This is a genomic window from Nostoc sp. UIC 10630 (genome assembly GCF_010747425.1).
Lineage (GTDB): Bacteria > Cyanobacteriota > Cyanobacteriia > Cyanobacteriales > Nostocaceae > Nostoc.
The window spans coordinates 1-20,513 of record NZ_JAAGOG010000151.1 but is presented as its reverse complement, the minus strand read 5'-3'; the positions used below and the strand labels follow the sequence as shown (position 1 = coordinate 20,513).

Here is a 20,513-nt window from a genome sequence, read left to right as displayed (position 1 = left end):
AGGGGGAAAGGGGAAGGGGAAAAATACTAAGTCCTAACTCCTAAACTCAGCACAAAAAAAGGGGGGAAAGAGCAGTACATAAGCCGGGTTCTGTTCTCTTGCGAGGGCAGTTATCTATCTGGGACGCTTGTTACCAAACGCCTCTAGCGGCTCTCGTTGAGCGGAACTGGTAAAAGACCAACCGTAGTTCCTATCGCCTTGCTCCCAACCGGGGTTTACCGAGCCAGCACCTCTCGATACTGCTGGTGCGCTCTTACCGCACCTTTGCACCCTTACCAGATCAATTAAAAATGTAAAACTAAAAATTAAAAATTGATTGCTCATTTTACATTTTTAATTTTTAATTGATCTGGCGGTATCTTTCTGTGGCACTATCCTCACGATCGCTCGCACTGGACGTTATCCAGCAAGTTTGGTCTTTCGGGAGCCCGGACTTTCCTCAAATCAGTGACTATGACTGATCTGCAACCGCCTGCGTCTACTCTCTCCTTAGATCCAGTGTAATCTTGGATGGCGTAGTCTGTCTGGTTGCTATTGCTTTTTTTTATTCCAAGGTAGAGCGTAAGTCCAAGGTAGTTTCCTGACTGTGAAAGGACAATTGATAATGCTAATGGGAGGAAAATCACGACCTGGGGCTAGACCTAAACGCACTTCAGACACTCTAAGTACCAGTTGTAGGGAAAAGTCCAACTCCTTTTTTCTGTTAATAAAGTCGTTGTACAGCTTTTTTTGCCCCTTTTGCAGCCCGTTGATATCAATTAGTGGTTTTTTTGCTGAATAGGTTCCAGCTACTTGATCGCGCTCAAATACATCTTCTGCTGTCACCGTTTCAGAAAGTGTTTTTTTAGGAGCAATCAAGCTAGGACTTTGGGGTACTGCTAAGTCGCGGGTTAAATCTGGTGATTTCCGAATGACGCGACGCGATTGCTTGCTATGTTCAACGACTAAAGAACTGTTATCCCAGTCAACATATAAGGCAACATTATCAGATTTATTTTCAATGCTAATTCCTAAATCTTTCAAATCGTCAATTGGGTATGAGGCTTTGAGTTTAAAGGAAATTCCAATTTTATCATCGAGATTTTGTTCTTTGAGTTGCTCGTCAACTATTCCTTTTTTAAACTCAAACTTTACTTGATCATCGATGGATTCAACCATACGGTTAAAAATATAGGAAACACCGATAATATAAACTGTCAAAACTATTAAATTCTGGTCGCTACTCCTCATAAATTAAAATATTAACTCCCGGTAATAATGAATGTATATTTGATTCGTCGTCCATCTGCAATTATTAATTACGCTTAATTGTTACAGAGTTTTGCAACCAGCCACGTTGCCAAAAAAAGAATAGCAACCCAAGTGCGATCACTGCCATAACTGCCAAACAAAGTGGATAACCCCAATACCAATTCAACTCAGGCATATTATATGGCGATTTTTCGGTATTGAAATTCATACCATATATTCCGGCCACAAAAGTCAGTGGAATGAAAATTGTTGAAACTATCGTTAGCACCTTCATGATTTCATTCATTTTGTTGCTCACTGCCGAAAGATACACATCCATTAATCCAGATGCTAGTTCTCGATAAGTTTCTACCATGTCCATAACTTGCACTGTATGGTCATAACAATCTCGCAAGTAGATTCGCACTTCTTCACTAATCAAATCACTGCCATCTCGAATCAAAGAATTAATTGCATCTCGCTGAGGCCAGATAGCACGACGTAATTGCAGTAGTTCTCGCCTAATTTGATAAATATTTTGTAGTGTTTGTGGGGTTGGTTTAACTATTACCTCCTCTTCCAACTCTTCGATTCGCTCCCCATAAAGCTCTAGTACCGGGAAAAAGCCATCAATAATGGCATCTAACACGGCGTAAGCTAAATAATCTGCTCCTTGCTTACGGATGATACCTTTGTTTTTTTCAATTCGCGATCGCACCGCTTCAAAACAATCATGTTCTGGTTCTTCTTGGACTGTCAGTAAATAATTTTTACCTAATATCAAACTTACTTGCTCGCTGTAAAAACCACACGATCTTTCTTTTGGTACTACCATGCGGGCAATGAATAGTAATTGATCTTCATAATCCTCTGTTTTAGGACGCTCTGGTACATTGACTATATCTTCTAAAACGAGAGGATGTAATTCAAAAACGTGACCCAATCGTTGTAATATATCTTGACTACCTAAACCTTGTACATCTACCCAAGAAATGGATTCCATCTCCAGATATGGAACACATTCTTCTGGAGTTGCCATTTGTTTGCGGATGAAATTGGTTTGGTTATAGTCAATCAAGAAAATTATCGGTGGCGGAGAATCTTCATCAATAAAAATTGTTCCAGGTATAGTACCTGGTTGGTGATGGAACTCATCTTTTTTATATAGCCTAGTTACTATTTTGGGAAGACGACGCAGTTTTCGTACCATACAATATTACCTACATTGGGAATTGGGAATTGGGCATTGGGAATTGGCAATTGGGAATTGGCAATTAAACAAGTTCCTCTTTTCACAGTTCTTAGTAAAGAAGTAAAATTCCCTACTCAGCACCCATGAGGCGTTTTTATTTATTTCAGCTTTTGCTATTAATATTACAAAAATTAATACAAAGACTATAATTTTTGAATTAAGCAGTTCTTTAGATTTGGGAATTTAGGAATCAGCATTTTTTTTGTAGTTAGTTGTATTCATGACTAATTACTGATAACCATGATGAAGACTTTTATTTATGCCCAGCTACTTCCCAGCAATAGAGATAACATATCGGCTCTGAATCAGCAATGCTATAAAAAAACAGTTTGCCTTAACAAGACAAACTGCTGAAAAAATATTTATCTGGGTGAGCAGAAGTTAGAACATGCCCATGCCGCCCATGCCACCCATACCGCCCATGCCACCCATGCCACCCATGCCGCCCATACCGCCCATGTCAGGAGCAGCAGCAGCGGATTTCTTCTCTGGCTTTTCAACAACGATCGCTTCGGTGGTTAAGACCAAACCAGCAATGGAACCAGCATTTTGCAAAGCTGAACGCACGACTTTGGCGGGGTCAATAATACCAGCAGCAATCAAGTCTTCAAATTCGCCAGTAGCGGCGTTGTAGCCAATGTTGAACTCGCTGTCTCGGACTTTCGAGACGATTACAGAACCTTCTGCACCAGCGTTGTCTGCTATTTGGCGCAAGGGGGCTTCTAGCGCTCGTTCGACAATATCAGCCCCAATTCTTTCTTCGTCATTTTGTAGGGTCTTTTTAATCTCTTGTACCTTCTTAGCTAGGTGAATTAGAGTTGTCCCACCACCAGGAACAATACCTTCTTCCACAGCAGCTTTAGTAGCATTCAGCGCGTCTTCAATCCGCAGTTTACGGTCTTTGAGTTCGGTTTCGGTTGCCGCACCCACTTTAATCACTGCCACACCGCCAGCGAGCTTGGCGATGCGTTCTTGCAGTTTTTCTTGATCGTATTCAGAATCGGTTTCTTCCAACTGCCTGCGAATTTGACCAATCCGCTTTTGCACTTCTGGCTTGGTGACACTGCCAGCTACAATGGTGGTGCTTTCTTTGTCAATGGTGATTTTGCGAGCAGTTCCCAGTGCTTCTAGAGCAGCGGTATCTAGGCTCAAGCCGATTTCTTCAGAAATCAACTGTCCATCGGTGAGAATAGCAATATCTTCTAACAAAGCTTTGCGGCGATCGCCAAATCCAGGTGCTTTAATTGCAGCCACAGCTAGTACACCCCGCGCTTTGTTCACTACCAAAGTTGCCAAAGCATCACCTTCGACATCTTCAGCGATGATTAGCAAGGGCTGACCAGAACGGGCGACTTTTTCCAAAATTGGTACTAAATCTTGGATGCTGCCGATTTTTTTATCTGTCACCAAGATCCGGGCGTTTTCAAATTCCACGATTTGCCGCTCGTTGTTGGTGACAAAGTAGGGTGAAATGTAACCCCTGTCAATCTGCATCCCTTCAACTACTTCTAGTTCAGTAGTTAGGGATTTAGATTCTTCAACGGTAATTACACCATCTTTGGTGACTTTTTCCATTGCTTGAGCTAACATTTGACCAACTTCTTCATCGTTACCAGCAGAAACAGTGGCAACTTGAGCGATCGCACTTCCTTCTACTGGCTTGGCTATCTTGGCAATTTCCAGTACCAATGCCTCAATAGTTTTGTCGATCCCGCGTCTCAAGCTAACTGGGTTACTACCCGCCGCGACGTTCTTCAAACCTTCCCGAATCAAGGCTTGTGCTAAAACTGTGGCGGTGGTTGTACCATCCCCAGCAACATCTTTAGTTTTTGAGGCCACTTCTTGGATGAGTCTTGCACCAGTATTTTCCAAAGGATCTTCTAATTCAATTTCCTTGGCAACAGTGATACCATCGTTGACAATTTGAGGTGCGCCAAATTTTTTCTCTAAAAGGACATTACGACCTTTAGGCCCCAAGGTGATTTTTACGGCATCAGCAAGGGCGTTAACACCCCTTTCTAGAGCTCGCCGCGATTCCTCGTCAAATGCAATAATTTTCGCCATGTTTTATTTCTCCAGCGCTTCCATTAGACAATTTAGCACTCACAGAGCAAGAGTGCTAATCTCTCAATCAGCTCAAGTTACAAATGGAAATAAAAAAAATTGATTAATATACAGGTGATGTTCTTTATAGATACTGGCAGTAATGCTTGAATTGGGAGATGAATCTAGACAACTCCCTTAAGTACCTTGGCATTGCCGACCCTAGCGGCACCGGCTGGTTGGCAGTAGTATTTACGTTCCTTTTGGCTTGGCTTGTAACGTGGCGTTCAATTCCGACAGTCCGCAAATTCGCCTTACGGGTAGGCTGGGCTGACCAACCCAACGCTCGGCGACTCAATCGCGAACCTTTACCCAATGCAGGGGGGCTGGCTATCTACGCGGGTGTCATTGCCGCGCTGGTATTAGCTAGCCTTTTACGACCGATCGAACTCCAAAACGTATTGGCTCAGGTGCTCACTATTCTGTTAGGAGGTTCGATATTAGTCCTGGTGGGCTTTATCGACGATCAGTTCGGCTTACCACCCTCTGTTCGATTGTGGGCGCAAATTGTCACGGCACTGTTGCTAGTAGCTAATGGTATCAGTGTAAGAGTGCTGTTTGGTACTCCCATCGACTCGTTCCTGTCTATGTTGCTGACAGTACTGTGGGTAGTAGGAATTACCAACGCCATCAACTTGATGGATGGTATGGATGGTTTGGCAGGAGGAATCAGCTTTATTACCGCTATGAGTTTGTTGGGGGTTGCAGCCCAATTTAATAACCGTGCGGCGGCAATCTTGGTACTTGCAGCTTTAGGAGGTGCTGCATTAGGCTTTTTGCGCCATAATTTCCATCCGTCGCGAATTATTATGGGTGATGCCGGAGCATACTTTTTTGGCTATGTGCTGGCAGCAACTAGTATTTTAGGCAAACTGCAACAAAACACAGTTTATGCACTAATTCCCACGGTTTTATTTCTATTGTTGCCAGTAATAGACACTACCCAAGTATTTGTACGGCGGCTACTAGCAGGAAATAACCCTCTTAGTACTCCTGGCAAAGATCATCTGCACCACCGCTTACTTGCTTGGGGACTTTCCCAGCGCCATGCTGCGTTCACGCTTTGGTCAATTACCTTATTTTTCAACTTGCTGGCAATGAGAATACAAGGCATGAGTTTGGCTGTGATGATGACTACCGCCAGTAGTATTGTCATTCTTTTGGGCTTTACTGTCTGGCAAAGAATACGCCAACAGCCTTAGTTGCTTGTAGGGTCAGCATTACAATGCTAGCCCTACTCGTCTGTCTCATTAAATTTGAAAGAGCAGAGAACGAACCGTGTTCGCGCAGCGTCTCGTTAGAGAAGGACGCAAAGAGCGCGTTCGCGCAGCGTCTCGCAGAGAAGGAAGAAAATTCACCAAAAATTCAAGCTTGATAACATTACGAATTACGAATTACGAATTACGAATTACGAATTCAGATGCAATATCTAAAAATCTACCCCTCGTTTAAGTTCTACACCTTGATTTGCATAATGTTTGTGGCAATAAACCTCTGAATGAACGCTAGCCAAGTCGAAGTATGCTGGTTGATTTTGACAGCGGCCAGTGATGATGATTTCGGTGTCGCGGGGTTTGCGGAGCAAAGCTTGAACAATGGGTTCAACGGGGAGTAATTCTAAGTCAACGGTAGGATTGAGTTCATCGAGAATAATAGTTTTATACATTCCAGAGGCGATCGCAACTTTTGCGATTTCCCAACCTCGTTCGGCTTCTACATAATCTAATTCTTGCCGGGAATTGCGCCAAACAATCGCATCTCCACCACAGCGCTGATGATCCACTACTTCTGGATATGACTGCTGCAAAGCGGCGATCGCAGCATCTTCTGTGTAGCCGCTACCACCTTTAAGCCACTGCATAATTAACACACGGGTAGACCCTGGATGATTAATTCCCCTACCAATGGCCTGTAAAGCTTTACCCAAAGCACTAGTAGACTTGCCTTTACCAGCACCAGTATAAATTTCAATCCCTTCAAGGAATAAGGCTTTGGCTGTGGGATGGTGATGAGGTTTCATTTCTGAGTGCAAATCTGCAATATCGAGCAACTTTTGCGGTGCGGCGCGTCCGGTAGCAATGATTTCTAATTCTTGGGGTTTGGATTTTAATGTCTTTACCACTTCATCTACTGGTAGTAAACCCAAATCCAGAACGGGGTTAATTTCATCCAAGACGACAACTGAATATAAACCGCTAGCGATCGCACCTTTGGCAACATCCCAACCCCGCATCGCCTCATTTCGGTCAAAGGTAGTAATTTCTTCTGGGCCAAAAAATTCGGCTCTCCCAGTGCGAACCTGGTCTATTAAATGGGGAAACCCACGTTGCAAAGCTGCGATCGCTCCATCTTCGTCATAATCACGTTCCGGCCCTTTTAAAAAGCGCAGCAGTAAAACACGGTTAGAATCGCTAGGGGTATTTATCCCTAAGCCAATAGAGCGCAAAACTACCCCCAAAGCCGCTTGAGACTTACCTTTACCCACGCCATCGTAAACGTGAATTTGACCAATGAGCCGTTCTTGACGCACTTGCGCCGTGCGAATACCGATACCGTTCCTTGTCATCTCTCGAAAAGCTATAAGTGGCAGTCTTTAATCTTACCTAACGTCTTGTAATCTTAGGTAGAGAAACTACCCCTCTAGCGTCTCCGTACAAGCATCAGCTTGATGTATTAACAATATCAATCAGGGAATACTGGCACACGAGCATAGTAAAGGACAAGAACAATGTAATAATTTCCCCCATCACCCTCACTATCCCAGTTATACTCTCTACAGTTAAACCTTACCCTTGACCATTTATGCCTGAGAATTGGATGCTTCCGAGGATTTTTCCCATTGGTGGAATTCTGTTTGACTTTTTATTTGTACTGATTGCCATCCCCATCGAAGCTTATCTTTTGCATTATCGACTCAAATTTGACAAAAAAACTAGTACTTTTTATGCTATTTCTATCAATTTATTTTCTAGTGTAATTGGTTGGTTCATATTTTTTGTATCAGAACCGATTTTACCGCTCCAGGTGAGAACAGAATTAATTAATTATATGTTTTTTAATAACTTTAAATCACCTAATACACAAGGGTTATTAATATTAACTGCTTTTATAATTTTCTTTTCTACTTTTCTAATGAAGTTTTTCATTTTAAAGGTATTGTTACTATCATTAAATGAGCAACTTCTTAAAAAACAAGAGGAAGAGGAAGCACCAATATCTCAACGTCGGCGATGGCGGACTTTTGGCAACTTGAAATTCCAAAGTAATAATTTAATAATTACTGTACTAATAGCGAATTCCCTGAGTTATAGTGCTATAACTCTTGTTTTATTATTTAGTGCGAAATAGGAAGATTTTACTTAAAAGGAAGACGAGTGATTAATTAATTAGGTGGAAAGAGGAACATGAATACGCTACTTAAAGATGTATTTGGAATTTTTAAATTTGCGGAAGGGCTTTATGCAGGAATTAGAAAAGTATTAGTTCCACCCAAAGCTTATTCTTGGCAGACATTTATTTATTTGAGTGTTTTTTCTTGGGTACTTTCATATTTAGCTACAGGCTATATCAAAGATATTATTGCCTTTTTCGGTTGGTTATTTTTAATTGCCGGCACAGCTTGGTATACAACTCAAGATCCTTTGAGAGTTCCTGGCACTTTTATGCCAGTTGGGGCAGTAATCACTGGATTCTTAGTAAGTGTTTTTGCTTTTGGAAATCAACAGGATGTAATTACACCAAGAACAATCGTTTTTTGGCCGACAATTTCAGCACTAATTACAGCAATACCGGAGTTTATTGAAGGAAGTGACACCGACGCTAAAGCGAGAATTCCTAAGCCACAAGACCGCCAAAGAATCATAATTTTAGTTGCTAGTAGTATGCTACTAAGTTGCTGGATTCAGTTTTACTTTGTAATGGATCATTGGTTTCAACAATATCCTAGTTTGCAAGCAGATACTTTTAAACGTAGTACCGTTGTTGTCAGAACAGAAGAACGGGTAAAAGTACCGCAAAACGGTGTTGTAATTCTAGAAAGACTTCAACCAATAGTAATAGAACAAATAAATCAAACACCTTGGTCAGAAGTAGAGAAATGGTTGCTTGAGGCAAAACAACGAGTAGGAACTCTAGGTAGAGCAGTAATTCAAAAAAGCCTGGGTAAATATGAAGAGAAAGATTTATGGCGCATTGAGCCGCGTGTAGCTAATACTAAGTCTGGATATATATTAGATTTATTAAGTATTTGGATAGGGCCAAGTTCTAACCCACGGGGTTATTTTTTGAGAAAATCTTGTCGAATTGAACCAGTTGCAGCAACCAGCAATTCAGGTAATAAGATTACAGTTGCAGAAATTGAATGCGATCGCGCCAGTAAATTAATTGCCGGATCGCCGCCTCCGCAGCAGTGAGAAGGGATGAGGCAGGGGAGCAGGGGAGCAGGGGGAGAATAACAAATGACAAATGACAAATGACAAATGACTATTAACAGAATTTTTGTATTGGCAAAGAATGTGTTTCAGGAAGTGGTACGCGATCGCATCCTATATATTATTGGTTTTTATGCGCTTATACTCGCTGCTGCCTTTCGCGTCTTTCCTGAATTTGCAGCTACGACTGAAGACAAGATGTTTTTAGACTTCGGGATGGCGGCGATGAATGCCATCGGGTTAATTGTGACAATATTTGTTGGTACGGGACTGGTTAATAAAGAAATTGAAAAACGTACTATTTTGGTGTTAATTGCGAAACCTGTCAGTCGCAGCGAAATTATTGTGGGCAAATACTTAGGTTTATCCGCAGTATTAGCTGTACTTGTGGCTACGATGACGGTAATTTATCTGATATTTCTGCAATTTGCTAACATTCCTCATCCAACGGCGAGTATTCTAATTGCTGCAATTTTCTTAGTATTGCAGTTGTCATTAATCACCGCTATGGCTATTACCTTCGGTGTTTTTACTGCTTCTCTCTTAGCGACTATTTTAACGTTTGCGGTATATTTAATCGGAAATATTACTCAAGATTTAGTCCAACTAGGTCGTCTGAGTCGTAACCCTGGTATAGAACTTCTCACTCAAGGTTTGTTTCTGATTTTGCCAGATTTATCTCGATTAGATTTAAAAAATGATGCCGTTTATGGTCTGCAAGCGCTACCTGACACAACTGCACTGATTACAAATGCCGGCTATGGTTTACTTTATAGTGCCCTGTTATTAGCGATCGCTATTTTTATTTTCTCACAACGTGAATTTTAGTATTTGGACATTGAGGCAAGCAGGGGAGAAAGAATTACTGGTTAACAACTTTTTTCCTCCCCTGCTGATCCGAACTGTATTGCTTACACATCTACAAGGGTTGAGTGCCTTGCATAGATGCTTTTTGTGCAATAGTTTTTAAGCGAGTTGCTCTGCTTTTACGGATACGTTCACTTTTGCGAACTCCACCAGCCATCTCATATTCGCGGCTATCTTTGCCGTATTTAAAGCCGATTCCCATGAGCATTTTCTCAGAGAAAGTACCCAAGGTTTGTTCTAATTCTTCAATTTCTACTTTGGAAGAGTCAATCGTGCTGAGAGCAGTATTATGAGCTTCTAACTTGCTGCGTAATTGCTCAATTACTTCTGTCAGGACTTTTAAATTACAAGTATTTCCAAGATCCAGATTGGCATCAATTGCTTTGAGTCCAGCAAATCTTAACTCAGCATTTTCTAGAACGCGGGATGTACGTTTTCTCAAAGGCATAAATTTAGTTACTCGTAACATTTATATAGTTACTATGTTCTACTGAAAATATATTCTGGTTCAGCAAAATCCACAAAAATAATTATACTTTTTATGAGATAAATACTGGTAAATTCTCTTAATTTATAGCGGTTCCCAATTGCATGGAATACAGACCTAACCCTCTAACCCCCTTCCATTCAAAGGAAGGGGAGTAAGATTCAAAGCATCTCTCCTTTTAGGAGCTACGGTGTACACACAAGTCTGAAATAGCTGATTAACCAGGGTTTTACCCCACCCTAATCCTCCCCTTTCTAAGCTACGGTGTACACACATCTTTCTAGAAAACCAAAATCGTCGTAGATCCCCCTAAATCCCCCTTAAAAAGGGGGACTTTGAGAGCTTTTTGCCCCCCAATTTATCGGGGGGTTGGGGGGATCAAAAGCTTGTGGCGCAACTTTAGAAGACTTGTGTGTACACCGTAGCCTTTCTAAGGGGAGGGAACTAGATTTCTTTTTCCCCCCTTTCTAAGGCTACAGTGTACACACATCTTTCTAGAAAACCAAAATCATCGTAGATCCCCCTAAATCCCCCTTAAAAAGGGGGACTTTGAGAGCTTTTTGCCCCCCAATTTATCGGGGGGTTGGGGGGATCAAAAGCTTGTGGCGCAACTTTAGAAGACTTGTGTGTACACCGTAGCCTTTCTAAGGGGAGGGAACTAGATTTCTTTTTCCCCCCTTTCTAAGGCTACAGTGTACACACATCTTTCTAGAAAACCAAAATCATCGTAGATCCCCCTAAATCCCCCTTAAAAAGGGGGACTTTGAGAGCTTTTTGCCCCCCAATTTATCGGGGGGTTGGGGGGATCAAAAGCTTGTGGCGCAACTTTAGAAGACTTGTGTGTACACCGTAGCTTTCTAAAGGGGGATTAAGGGGGGTAATTTAACTTGTGTGTACACAGTAGCCTTTTAGGAGAGAGGTCAAAACTGTACTGCATCCAAGCTGCATCTAAGCCAGAACCGCTATATCTAAAGCGTTCATCTAATCTTAATTATAGCTTGAGCATTCATAACTACAGAAGAAGCTGTGTTAACTACTGCTTGAGCATTTATAACCACAGAAGAAGTTGTGTTAACTACTGCTTGAGCATTTATAACCACAGAAGAAGCTGTGTTAACTACTGCTTAAGCATTACTTATCATATAGTGAGTATCTATAATTAGTGCTTAAGGTGTATTAACTACAGCTTCAAGTTTACTTATCATATAATCAGCGTCTGTAACTACAGCTTCACCATTAATAAATATTGTTTAAGTTGTATTTACTACGGCTTAAGCATTAGTTATAACAGTTCCCGCATAGGTAATATCAAGTTTGGATAATATGGGTTAGGCGTAGGTTGGGTTGAGCATAGTCAAAACTGATCGCATCTCCAGCCAGGACATTTAAAGCTGTTTTAATCGCAGAACCTTCGGTGGCATCAATACTAAGCGCTCCGGCATTAAGACCTAAAAAAGTTCTTGGTTTAGCGTCAAAATTAACGATTTCGCTTCTGAAAAGGATAAACGACAACTTTTACGCAATAACATGACCCAAGCTGAAAAAAATTGTGGTTACAGCTAAAAGGAAAGCCCCATACAGAGCATGGAAACGGAATCACAAGATTATCTCACTTTGACAGGGCTACTCCTAACTAATAAATAACTATCTGAGGTTGCTTAATTGTGCCATCAGGCATGATAGTATCCCGGAACCTCGCATAAATCAGGTTTGTTTCCCAAAGGTTTGCTTGACTCAAGTTTGCCTTGGTTAAATTTGCCCATGTCAGGTCTGCACCAGTTAAGTTAGCCTCAGCTAAATTAGCTTCTAGTAATTTTGCTCCACATAATTTTGCTCCTGTGAGATTTGCTCTAACTAAGTTAGCTTCAATCAGTGATGCTTCAATTAATTTAGCTTCACTTAAGTCTGCTTCTCTCAAATCTACATCGCATAAAGAAGCACCCCAAAGATTACTACCTGTAAATTTCGCCCGCCATAAGAAAGTTCCGCACAAGTTTGCTCGTGTCAAATCAACATTAATCAAATTAGCTTCACACAAAGATGCTTCATACAAATTAGCGTCGCGTAAGCTAGCTTGCATCAAATTTGCACCACTTAAATTAGCACGAGTGAGAACACAGCCACACAAATTTGCTCCACTCAAATCTGCTCCTATAAAGTTAAGACCAGTTAAATTAATTCCTTTTAGGTCAATTCCACTCAAGTCACATCCACTGAAATCTCGGCGCTGAAAATATTTACTTGTAATTTGACTTAATACAAATTCTTGCTTATCAGCATAATTTTTCATGGTATTCACCTCTGGGTGTAATTTATCTCAAAGGTCGAGTGTGATAGTTACCGTATATTGAGAGTACACCCCAAATGCAGATTAGCTCAGTAAATAATCAAAAATAAATTTACCAAAAATCGCCAATCACCTGAAAATGCGTTTTTTCAGCGATTTTTAAAACAAAAAATGCTGACATAGGTCAGGAAAGATTGATAAGGTAAGGGACTGGGGACTGGGGACTAGGGACTAGGGACTAGGGATTAGGGACTAGGGAAAAATACTAACTTCTGACTCATAATTCAGCACGGGCTAAACGCCCCGCTAACAGCACTCAGCATAGCTACAGAAAGAAAGCCCACCCATATTGGTGTATTAAGGTTGATAGCGAAGGCTAAAGTAAAAGCCATCATCCTGAGCGTTATTGCCGCGATCGCTCAGATCGATAAATGGAAGTCCATAATCGAGCCGTAAAAACAGATTATCAATTCCCATTGCTTGATTCCATAATAATCCCAAGCCTGCACCTACCAAAAAAGTTTGATTGGGTAGCAGATTCGGATTATTAGACTGATTCCAGACAGATCCCATATCTAGAAATGGCGCGAGTTGAATTGTGGATAATCCAGATTCATTGCGCTGGACTGTGAACCGATCTTCGATCGCTACACGAAATCCATTATCCCCAGAGCGAATATTTTGGCGATATCCCCTTACAGACTGTCCACCACCAATTACAAATTGCTGGGAGGGTAAAAGGCTATCTGGTGTTAGCTGTAAGTCTGCTTGGATAATTAACAGATGATCGGCGCTGAGTTGCTGCACGCGCTGTATTTGACCCAACCAACTGAAAAAGCGACCATCGGGTATGGGGTCGTTGTTGATGGTTGCATCTAATACGTCAATGCCAAAATTAAATTGCGATCGCAAAAACCAAGCTCCTTGAGGTTCGCGCTTAATATAATCTTGACCAAATTTAATTACACTGGTGCGGCTAACGCCATTGGCATCAGGGCCAATACCAAAAGGTTGTGCGAGATTATTGAGGATGAAGGTTTGACCATCTTGATAGGTAAATCCCAAAGATAGGGCAAATTCTTCTCTTGGCGATCGCATCAATGGTTGACGATAATTGATTTCATAAAGATCCTGGTTGGCGCGAATGCCAAGCGCATCAAAGGGTGGCTCAGTAATTTCATTGCGATTAAATGCGGCTCTAATCTGCACTTTGCCATTCATGGCGTTCACAGGAACTTGATAGCTAAAATCAAAGGCATCGGAACCACCAGAAAGGGTGTGGTAATAGGAGCCTGCTAACTCATCTCCCATCCCAGTTAAATTGCGATCGCGCAGTTCAATACCCAATCTTTCTGCACCAATACTCGGAGGCGAATAATTATCTACACCCAAGCTACCAGTTAAAGGGTTTGCCTCTTCAACTCTGACAATGAGAACACTTTGACCAACCTTACCCGTTGGACGTAGACGTGCTTCCACATTTGTAAATAAGGGATCGAGTCGCAACAGCTTCAGTTGATCTTCGAGCTTACTAGTATTCAGAGGAGTACCAGCACCTAATTGGATGCGACTACGAACATAAGATGGATTTAATCGTCGCGTTCCTTCGATCTCAATCTCTGTCAAACGCCCTTCAATTACCCTAATTACCACAACACCATCGGCGGTACTAGGTTGCTGAATGTCTGGAACTGCTCTGGAATTTATATAGCCTTTATTTAAGTAAAGCTGGGTAATAGCATCTGCGGCTTGTCTAATTTCTTCTAAAGTTAAGTCCCGTTCTTCAAAGGGTTTGACAACTGGATTAAAGTCAGTTTCATTAAAAACTGTGCTATCTACAACCTGGATTTTGCGAACCCGAATTCGTTGTGGTGTTTCTGGTTGGGGATTTGGTTCGGTTTGATTGGGGTTATTTTCCGGGGCAGTTTCTGATGCCTGTACTATTTGTAACTCTGGCTGACTAATCTTTTGAGTTGAGTCTGGTGTCAATATATTCGCCGTAGCTCTCAGTCCATTTGCAGTTAAAATCCAGACCGCAGGAAGAATTAGCAAGCCGCACTGAAAACTGAAACTGTGCTTATTCCATGTAGTAGTTGCTAGATGCCAAGTATTTAACTGATGAGAGAAACAGATAATGCTTTTGTGAGTAATTGTTTTCGGCTTAATGCCAGTTTCTGTTTCTTTTCTCATTTCTCCTCAGTGGGTGCCTTATTTTACGACTGGGCTAATTTTGATTTTTGAGTGTGCTATGGCTGTATGAATATTTCAATATCATATTTTTGACATTCAGATTTCAGAAGATTTGTAACTAAAACAATACTTAACAGCAATTTTTTCTAAGTGATAGCCCTTAGCATTATATTGTGATAACAGGTAGAAAACTTGGGAATACTTCGATGCCACCACTGATCTCCATAGTCATCGTCAATTACAACCGGGAGTCTTACCTTGGGGTAGCGATCGCCAGCGTCTTAGCGCAAACATGGCCAGACTTTGAGCTGCTAATTTGGGATGATGGCTCTACAGATGGATCAGTGGCGATCGCAAACGCTTATGCTCAACAAGATAGGCGAGTGCGGGTAGTAGAAGCACAGCATCAAGGAGTTTCTGCGGCTTGTAAAATAGCGATCGCCCAAACTAGCGGCAGTTACATCGGTATCGTAGACAGTGATGATATCCTAGCCCCCACCGCCCTCGCCCAAACCGCTACAGTACTGAATCACCACCCAGAAACAGGATTTGTTTACACCGACTACTTAAATATTGATGAAAAAAGTCAAGTCATCGGCTACGGTCATCGCTGTGACATTCCTTACTCCCCAGAGGGGCTGTTGGTAAACTTCATGACTTTCCACTTCCGCCTGATGCGCCGTTCAGTTTACGATCGGGTGGGAGGTGTGAACGCATCCTTTACAAGTAGTGCTTATGATTACGATTTGTGTCTCCGACTTTCAGAAGTAACCCAGGTACGCCGAGTCAAACAGCCCCTCTACTTTTACCGAAATCATTCTCAAAGCATCTCTGTTACTAGAAGAACAGAACAAATACTCTGGTCACAGAAGGCGATCGCTCAAGCACTTTGGCGACGCGGATTAGGAGACAAGTTACAAATTGATGTAGAATTGCCCGAAAGTCGCTTTATCTTGCGGCGTAAAAAACCTCTACTAAACAAAATCGCCGCTTCAGTCCTAGCTATTCTGCCTCTGGTGACAGTCACGAGTATGGGATTATCCCAGGCACAACAAATTGTCCCTGCTGCCGATGGGACAAACACAATTGTTACACCCAACGGTAATCAACTTAATATCACTGGCGGTACAACTTCTGGAGATGGTGCTAACCTCTTTCACAGCTTTCAACAATTTGGAATTTCACCAGAACAAATCGCCAACTTTCAAGCTAGTCCGGCGCTGCAAAATATCCTTGGTCGAATTACAGGCGGGAATGCCTCGGTTATCAATGGCTTAATTCAGGTAACAGGTGGCAATCCTAACCTTTTCTTGATGAATCCAGCCGGATTTATTTTTGGCTCAAACGCCAGCTTAAATGTGCCTGGTGCTTTCACAGTGACAACAGCTAATGGCATTGGTTTTGGCAGCAGTTGGTTCAATGCCATCGGTGTTAATGACTATGCCGCTTTAGTTGGCAACCCCAACGGATTTGCCTTTAGTATGAACCAGCCAGGAGCGATCGCAAATGCTGGAAATTTAGCAGTAGGTGTTGGGCAAAATTTGAATTTATTGGGTGGTACTGTAGTCAACACCGGGCAACTTTCGGCACCGGGAGGGCAGATTTCTATCACATCTGTACCAGGGCAAAATTGGGTGCGTCTCAGTCAGCCAGGAAACTTGTTGAGTCTGGAAATTCAGCCCCTCGCCTCTAGTAGCAACCAACCCAATAACTGGACAATTCCCATCGCCTCAATACCTGAATTGCTCACTGTTGGTAACACTGGGTTAACTGCCAATCCTGATGGGACTGTAAAATTAACAGGCTCTAATGTGACGATTCCCACAACTCCAGGGACAACCATTGTTTCTGGCAACGTTGATGTATCCAGTCAAACAGGCGGTACGGTAATTGCTTTGGGTAAACGAGTCGGGGTGATTGATGCCAATATTAAGGCCTCTGGAACCAATGGCGGCGGTAAAGTTCTAATTGGCGGTGATTACCAAGGTAAAGGGACTTTACCCAATGCAGAGCAGACTTATGTTGACTCAAACTCCGTCATTAATGCCGATAGCAAATTGAATGGAAACGGCGGACGGGTAATTGTTTGGGGTAACGACACAACTCAATATTTTGGTAACATTTCGGCACGTGGAGGAGTAAATGCCGGCAATGGTGGTTTTGTAGAAGTATCAGGCAAAAATTTCTTAACCTTCAACGGTTTAGTAGATGCTTCAGCCCCTAATGGCATCTTTGGCACTTTATTATTAGACCCCAGCACGTTAACTATTATCGATGGTGCTACAGGGACAGGTAGTTTTGATGGCACGGCCGGTAATATTGCCTTTGGCGATGCAGATATTGGGGCGAATACAGTTTCATGGGGTGCGATCGCAGCTTCGGGTACAAATATCAGCTTACAAGCTACAGGCAATATTACGATCAATGACATCATCGGAGCTACACCCGGAGTAACTACCGATGGTGTTGCTACTTTAGCCTTGGGCGGCGGTAGCTTCAGCCTCACCTCACAAAGCGGTTCTGTAAACTTTGTTGACCCTACCAACACAATCCAGACAACCGGAGGAGCAATAAACATTTCGGGAGCCAGCTTATTACTAGGAAATCTAGACACAACTCGTGATTTTGCTACAAGCGGGAATGTAACTTTGTCTGCGACAGGCAACATTAGTGCAGGCAACATTATTGCCAGTGGACAAGGCTATTCAGCAGGTAATGTTCAAGTCGTAAGCAGCAATGGCGGAATTACCCTCAATCAGATTAACACCAGCGATAGTGGTGGCGGTGGTGGTGGTGGCATCCCAGGAACAGTTACTTTGACTGCGGCAGGCAATATCCTCACAGATACTATCGATTCCTTTTCCAATGATGCCAGTCGCTTAGGTACGGGTGGCGATATAGTTGCAACAACTACAGCAGGTAGTATTACCACTGGAGCGATTAACTCATCTGTAGTCAAGTTTGGAGGTGGCGAGTTTACTGGTACAGCCGGCGCAGTCACCTTAACTGCCACAGAGAATATCACCGTTAATGATGGCATTGATGCCTCAGCCAGCGCCACTGGAGTGGATGGGACTGCAAGTGCCACAGGTGGCAATGTTACTTTAAGAACTACTAATCCCTTTGGCAGCACAATTCGCTTTAACAACATCAACACACAGGCCACAACGGATTTTGTTAATGGCAACACTGTTCAAGGTGGCAATGTGCAAGTGCTGACAAACGGACTAGTTCAAGGAATAGGGGTAGGTACTACCATCGCCACCGGTGGAATTTTCGATTCTGGGGAAGGTGTAACCACTAGCACCGCCGGAGGCACTGTCACAATTCGACATGATGGTGGCCCAGGTAATGTGCCATTTATTGTGGGTGATGCGACGAGTCTTAATGGCACAGCCGGAACAATTGATGTGGGAGGCGGTACAACCATCGCTTCGGGTAACTTTCCTGTTTTGCCAACTGGTGGAGATGCGATCGGTACCCCAACCGGCATCACCATTACTTCCGTCAACACTCCGCCTGTATTAACAGCAAACTCATCGCTACCCAATACCCAGACCAATCAACCTGTTACCTTGACATTCTCTAGTCTGGCTGCACTGGTCAGCGATGCTAATAATGACATCACCTCCATCCAAGTTAATGTAGTGAATACAGGAAATCTGACTGTCAATGGACTTCCCGTTATTCCTGGTGTAACTACCTTATCTAGCGGCGATACTTTAGTGTATACCCCTCCGACTGATGTAAATGGTTCACTAAATGCCTTTGTAATTAGTGCAAATGACCGCGTTTCGTCTTCTGCACCTGTACAGATAGGAATCAATGTCAGCCAGATTCCTCCCACCATTCCTACTCCAATCCCTACTCCGACTTTTACGCCGAATCCTCCCCCTTGCTCATTCCAATGCACTCCAGATAAACCGAATGTCCCTGGCCCCAATAATCCTAAGATTGATAACCCTGTTATTAATACCGATCCCACACCCGAAGATCAATTCACAGATGATTTTGCCGACCATTTAGGCATCCCGAATCCTAAAATTAAAACACTAGATGATGCCAAAGAAATTGCTCGCAAAATTGAAGAAGCGACTGGTGTTAAACCTGCATTTATTTACATCAGTTTTGTTCCTGTGGAGATAATACCAGAGAGAAATTTGGGCAAATCTCAAAAATTGACTAAACAATTAAATACTATAGCAGAGCAGAATAGCGACCAACTGGAAATAGTCGTAGTCACTGGAAAAGGCGACCCTATTCGCAAGCGCATTCCAGAAACGACCAGAGCCAAAGTTCTCCAAGTAGCTCAAGAATTTCGTGACCAAATAGTTAGTCCACAAAACCGTCGCCGCACTGGTTATTTGCGTCCATCTCAACAACTTTATCGCTGGATAATTGCACCACTAGAGGCCGATTTGCAGGCAAGAGAAATCAATAATTTGGTTTTTCTACCAGATATGGGGTTACGTTCAACCCCAATGGCAGCACTTCATGATGGCAAGGGATTTCTAGTAGAAAAATATAGCATTGGCTTGATGCCCAGTATCAGCTTGACTAACACCCTTTATAAAGACATTAAAAAATCTCAAATTTTAGCGCTAGGGGTTTCTCAGAGTACACAAGGACAAGAGCCTTTACCAGCAGTTCCCCTGGAGTTATCAACACTGGTGTCTAAACTTTGGCAGGGCAAATTATTGTTAGATAAGCAAGCTACCTTAGAAAATCTCAAAACTATCCGCCGCCAACAACCTTTTGGGATTATTCACATGGCAACCCATGCCGATTTTACTACCGGCGCTTTGAGTAATTCTTATATTCAACTGTGGGAAGACAAGTTACGCTTGAACCAATTACGACAGTTGCGCTTTAATGAACCCGAAGTTGAAATGCTGGTGCTGAGTGCTTGTAGAACAGCATTAGGAGATGAAGAGTCGGAGCTTGGATTTGCAGGTTTAGCAGTGCTGGCAGGCGTGAAAACTAGTGTTGCTAGTCTTTGGTCGGTTAATGATGCTGGTACAGCAGCCTTGATGACAAAATTTTATCAAAACTTGAGGACAGCTCCAATTAAGGCAGAAGCCCTCAGACAGGCTCAGGTAGCTATGGCCAAAGGGCAAATTTATGTTAAAAATGGTCAATTAGAAGGTTTGGGAGTAGTGGGGAACTTGTCTTTACCTACTAACAGTGCTGATGAAGGGGAGCAATTACTTACCCATCCTTATTATTGGTCTGGATTCACAATGGTTGGCAATCCTTGGTAAAGTGGCAAGAAAAACTATACTCTCACCCTTTTACCCACGGAGAATTTTGGGCAAAAATGCGATCGCTTAACAAAATTATAAACGCAGACATAGGTTCTCAACCGTGGCGATACTCGAATGCTTTAGCTGTAAAACTAGCAGCCTGTGGTATTAGTTAGTTTTGTTGCTGAAAAAGGAACATAACAACCAATATTTCTCGGCTTTTGGGGAAAAGGGAAAAAACCTTTAACCCCAACCCAGTTTCACGGTATCTGGAAAACCTCACTTCTATTTCTCTCTTCTAAAAGCCTACAGTGTAAACACAAGTTAAATTACCCCCCTTAGAAAGGGCTACGGTGTACACACAAGTCTTATAAAGTTGTCTAACAGTGTTTCGATCCCCCCTAACCCCCCTTAAAAAGGGGGG

14 protein-coding genes and 1 other RNA gene are annotated in these 20,513 nt (G+C 42.5%); 6 read left to right on the top strand and 9 right to left on the bottom strand.

Features of this window, described 5'->3' with window-relative positions; all coding sequences use genetic code 11:
* Positions 1 to 64: 64 nt before the first annotated feature.
* From rnpB to groL, 4 genes are all read right to left on the bottom strand, one after another.
* An RNA gene (gene rnpB / locus G1O98_RS27340) (RNase P RNA component class A) lies at positions 65 to 485 on the bottom strand.
* A gap of 46 nt (positions 486 to 531) precedes the next feature.
* Complete coding sequence (locus G1O98_RS27335) at positions 532 to 1,230, bottom strand: hypothetical protein (protein WP_114080849.1); 699 nt, start codon at positions 1,228 to 1,230, stop codon at positions 532 to 534.
* Positions 1,231 to 1,294: 64 nt separating this feature from the next.
* Entirely contained in the window at positions 1,295 to 2,440 is a 1,146-nt protein-coding gene (corA, locus tag G1O98_RS27330) for a magnesium/cobalt transporter CorA (RefSeq protein WP_163934617.1), read from the bottom strand.
* Positions 2,441 to 2,863: 423 nt separating this feature from the next.
* Complete coding sequence (groL, locus tag G1O98_RS27325) at positions 2,864 to 4,546, bottom strand: chaperonin GroEL (protein ID WP_163934614.1); 1,683 nt, start codon at positions 4,544 to 4,546, stop codon at positions 2,864 to 2,866.
* 158 nt (positions 4,547 to 4,704) lie between these two features.
* Between groL and G1O98_RS27320 the strand changes: the two genes are divergently transcribed.
* On the top strand, positions 4,705 to 5,787 hold the full coding sequence (locus G1O98_RS27320; protein ID WP_163934611.1) for an MraY family glycosyltransferase: 1,083 nt from the start codon (positions 4,705 to 4,707) through the stop codon (positions 5,785 to 5,787).
* Positions 5,788 to 6,014: 227 nt separating this feature from the next.
* On the opposite strand, the gene G1O98_RS27315 is transcribed toward G1O98_RS27320, so the two are convergent.
* Complete coding sequence (locus G1O98_RS27315) at positions 6,015 to 7,151, bottom strand: cob(I)yrinic acid a,c-diamide adenosyltransferase (protein ID WP_163934608.1); 1,137 nt, start codon at positions 7,149 to 7,151, stop codon at positions 6,015 to 6,017.
* 236 nt (positions 7,152 to 7,387) lie between these two features.
* On the opposite strand from G1O98_RS27315, the gene fraC reads away from it, so the two are divergent.
* The 3 genes from fraC to G1O98_RS27300 all read left to right on the top strand — a co-directional run bounded on the left by fraC (position 7,388) and on the right by G1O98_RS27300 (position 9,843).
* The gene (gene fraC, locus G1O98_RS27310) at positions 7,388 to 7,933 is read left to right on the top strand and encodes a filament integrity protein FraC (RefSeq protein WP_163934604.1); all 546 of its coding nucleotides are present in this window, start codon (positions 7,388 to 7,390) and stop codon (positions 7,931 to 7,933) included.
* 56 nt (positions 7,934 to 7,989) lie between these two features.
* Positions 7,990 to 8,997: a septal junction protein FraD gene (gene fraD / locus G1O98_RS27305; protein ID WP_163934601.1), complete on the top strand. Its 1,008-nt coding sequence runs from the start codon at positions 7,990 to 7,992 to the stop codon at positions 8,995 to 8,997.
* 66 nt (positions 8,998 to 9,063) lie between these two features.
* Complete coding sequence (locus G1O98_RS27300) at positions 9,064 to 9,843, top strand: ABC transporter permease (protein WP_163934598.1); 780 nt, start codon at positions 9,064 to 9,066, stop codon at positions 9,841 to 9,843.
* A 91-nt stretch (positions 9,844 to 9,934) separates the two neighbouring features.
* Here the strand turns inward: G1O98_RS27300 and G1O98_RS27295 are convergent, their stop codons facing one another.
* From G1O98_RS27295 to G1O98_RS27280, 4 genes are all read right to left on the bottom strand, one after another.
* Positions 9,935 to 10,330: a hypothetical protein gene (locus tag G1O98_RS27295; protein ID WP_163934595.1), complete on the bottom strand. Its 396-nt coding sequence runs from the start codon at positions 10,328 to 10,330 to the stop codon at positions 9,935 to 9,937.
* Between the two features lie 1,347 nt (positions 10,331 to 11,677).
* The gene (locus G1O98_RS27290; RefSeq protein ID WP_163934592.1) at positions 11,678 to 11,881 is read right to left on the bottom strand and encodes a hypothetical protein; all 204 of its coding nucleotides are present in this window, start codon (positions 11,879 to 11,881) and stop codon (positions 11,678 to 11,680) included.
* A 121-nt stretch (positions 11,882 to 12,002) separates the two neighbouring features.
* The gene (locus tag G1O98_RS27285; RefSeq protein ID WP_163934589.1) at positions 12,003 to 12,659 is read right to left on the bottom strand and encodes a pentapeptide repeat-containing protein; all 657 of its coding nucleotides are present in this window, start codon (positions 12,657 to 12,659) and stop codon (positions 12,003 to 12,005) included.
* Between the two features lie 354 nt (positions 12,660 to 13,013).
* Entirely contained in the window at positions 13,014 to 14,846 is a 1,833-nt protein-coding gene (locus tag G1O98_RS27280; RefSeq protein WP_163934586.1) for a ShlB/FhaC/HecB family hemolysin secretion/activation protein, read from the bottom strand.
* 206 nt (positions 14,847 to 15,052) lie between these two features.
* Between G1O98_RS27280 and G1O98_RS27275 the strand changes: the two genes are divergently transcribed.
* Entirely contained in the window at positions 15,053 to 20,107 is a 5,055-nt protein-coding gene (locus G1O98_RS27275; RefSeq protein ID WP_163934584.1) for a CHAT domain-containing protein, read from the top strand.
* Complete coding sequence (locus G1O98_RS27270) at positions 20,101 to 20,265, top strand: hypothetical protein (RefSeq protein WP_163934581.1); 165 nt, start codon at positions 20,101 to 20,103, stop codon at positions 20,263 to 20,265. The genes G1O98_RS27275 and G1O98_RS27270 overlap by 7 nt, the downstream gene beginning before the upstream one ends.
* Positions 20,266 to 20,513 lie beyond the last annotated feature (248 nt).

Bases quoted from the DNA above. Each gene is read 5' to 3' on its own strand.
- G1O98_RS27285 (WP_163934589.1), bottom strand. From the start codon at position 12,659: ATGAAAAATTATGCTGATAAGCAAGAATTTGTATTAAGTCAAATTACA.
- G1O98_RS27300 (WP_163934598.1), top strand. From the start codon at position 9,064: ATGACTATTAACAGAATTTTTGTATTGGCAAAGAATGTGTTTCAGGAA.
- fraD (WP_163934601.1), top strand. From the start codon at position 7,990: ATGAATACGCTACTTAAAGATGTATTTGGAATTTTTAAATTTGCGGAA.
- corA (WP_163934617.1), bottom strand. From the start codon at position 2,440: ATGGTACGAAAACTGCGTCGTCTTCCCAAAATAGTAACTAGGCTATAT.
- G1O98_RS27320 (WP_163934611.1), top strand. From the start codon at position 4,705: ATGAATCTAGACAACTCCCTTAAGTACCTTGGCATTGCCGACCCTAGC.
- G1O98_RS27315 (WP_163934608.1), bottom strand. From the start codon at position 7,151: ATGACAAGGAACGGTATCGGTATTCGCACGGCGCAAGTGCGTCAAGAA.
- fraC (WP_163934604.1), top strand. From the start codon at position 7,388: ATGCCTGAGAATTGGATGCTTCCGAGGATTTTTCCCATTGGTGGAATT.
- G1O98_RS27295 (WP_163934595.1), bottom strand. From the start codon at position 10,330: ATGCCTTTGAGAAAACGTACATCCCGCGTTCTAGAAAATGCTGAGTTA.
- G1O98_RS27280 (WP_163934586.1), bottom strand. From the start codon at position 14,846: ATGAGAAAAGAAACAGAAACTGGCATTAAGCCGAAAACAATTACTCAC.
- G1O98_RS27335 (WP_114080849.1), bottom strand. From the start codon at position 1,230: ATGAGGAGTAGCGACCAGAATTTAATAGTTTTGACAGTTTATATTATC.
- groL (WP_163934614.1), bottom strand. From the start codon at position 4,546: ATGGCGAAAATTATTGCATTTGACGAGGAATCGCGGCGAGCTCTAGAA.
- G1O98_RS27275 (WP_163934584.1), top strand. From the start codon at position 15,053: ATGCCACCACTGATCTCCATAGTCATCGTCAATTACAACCGGGAGTCT.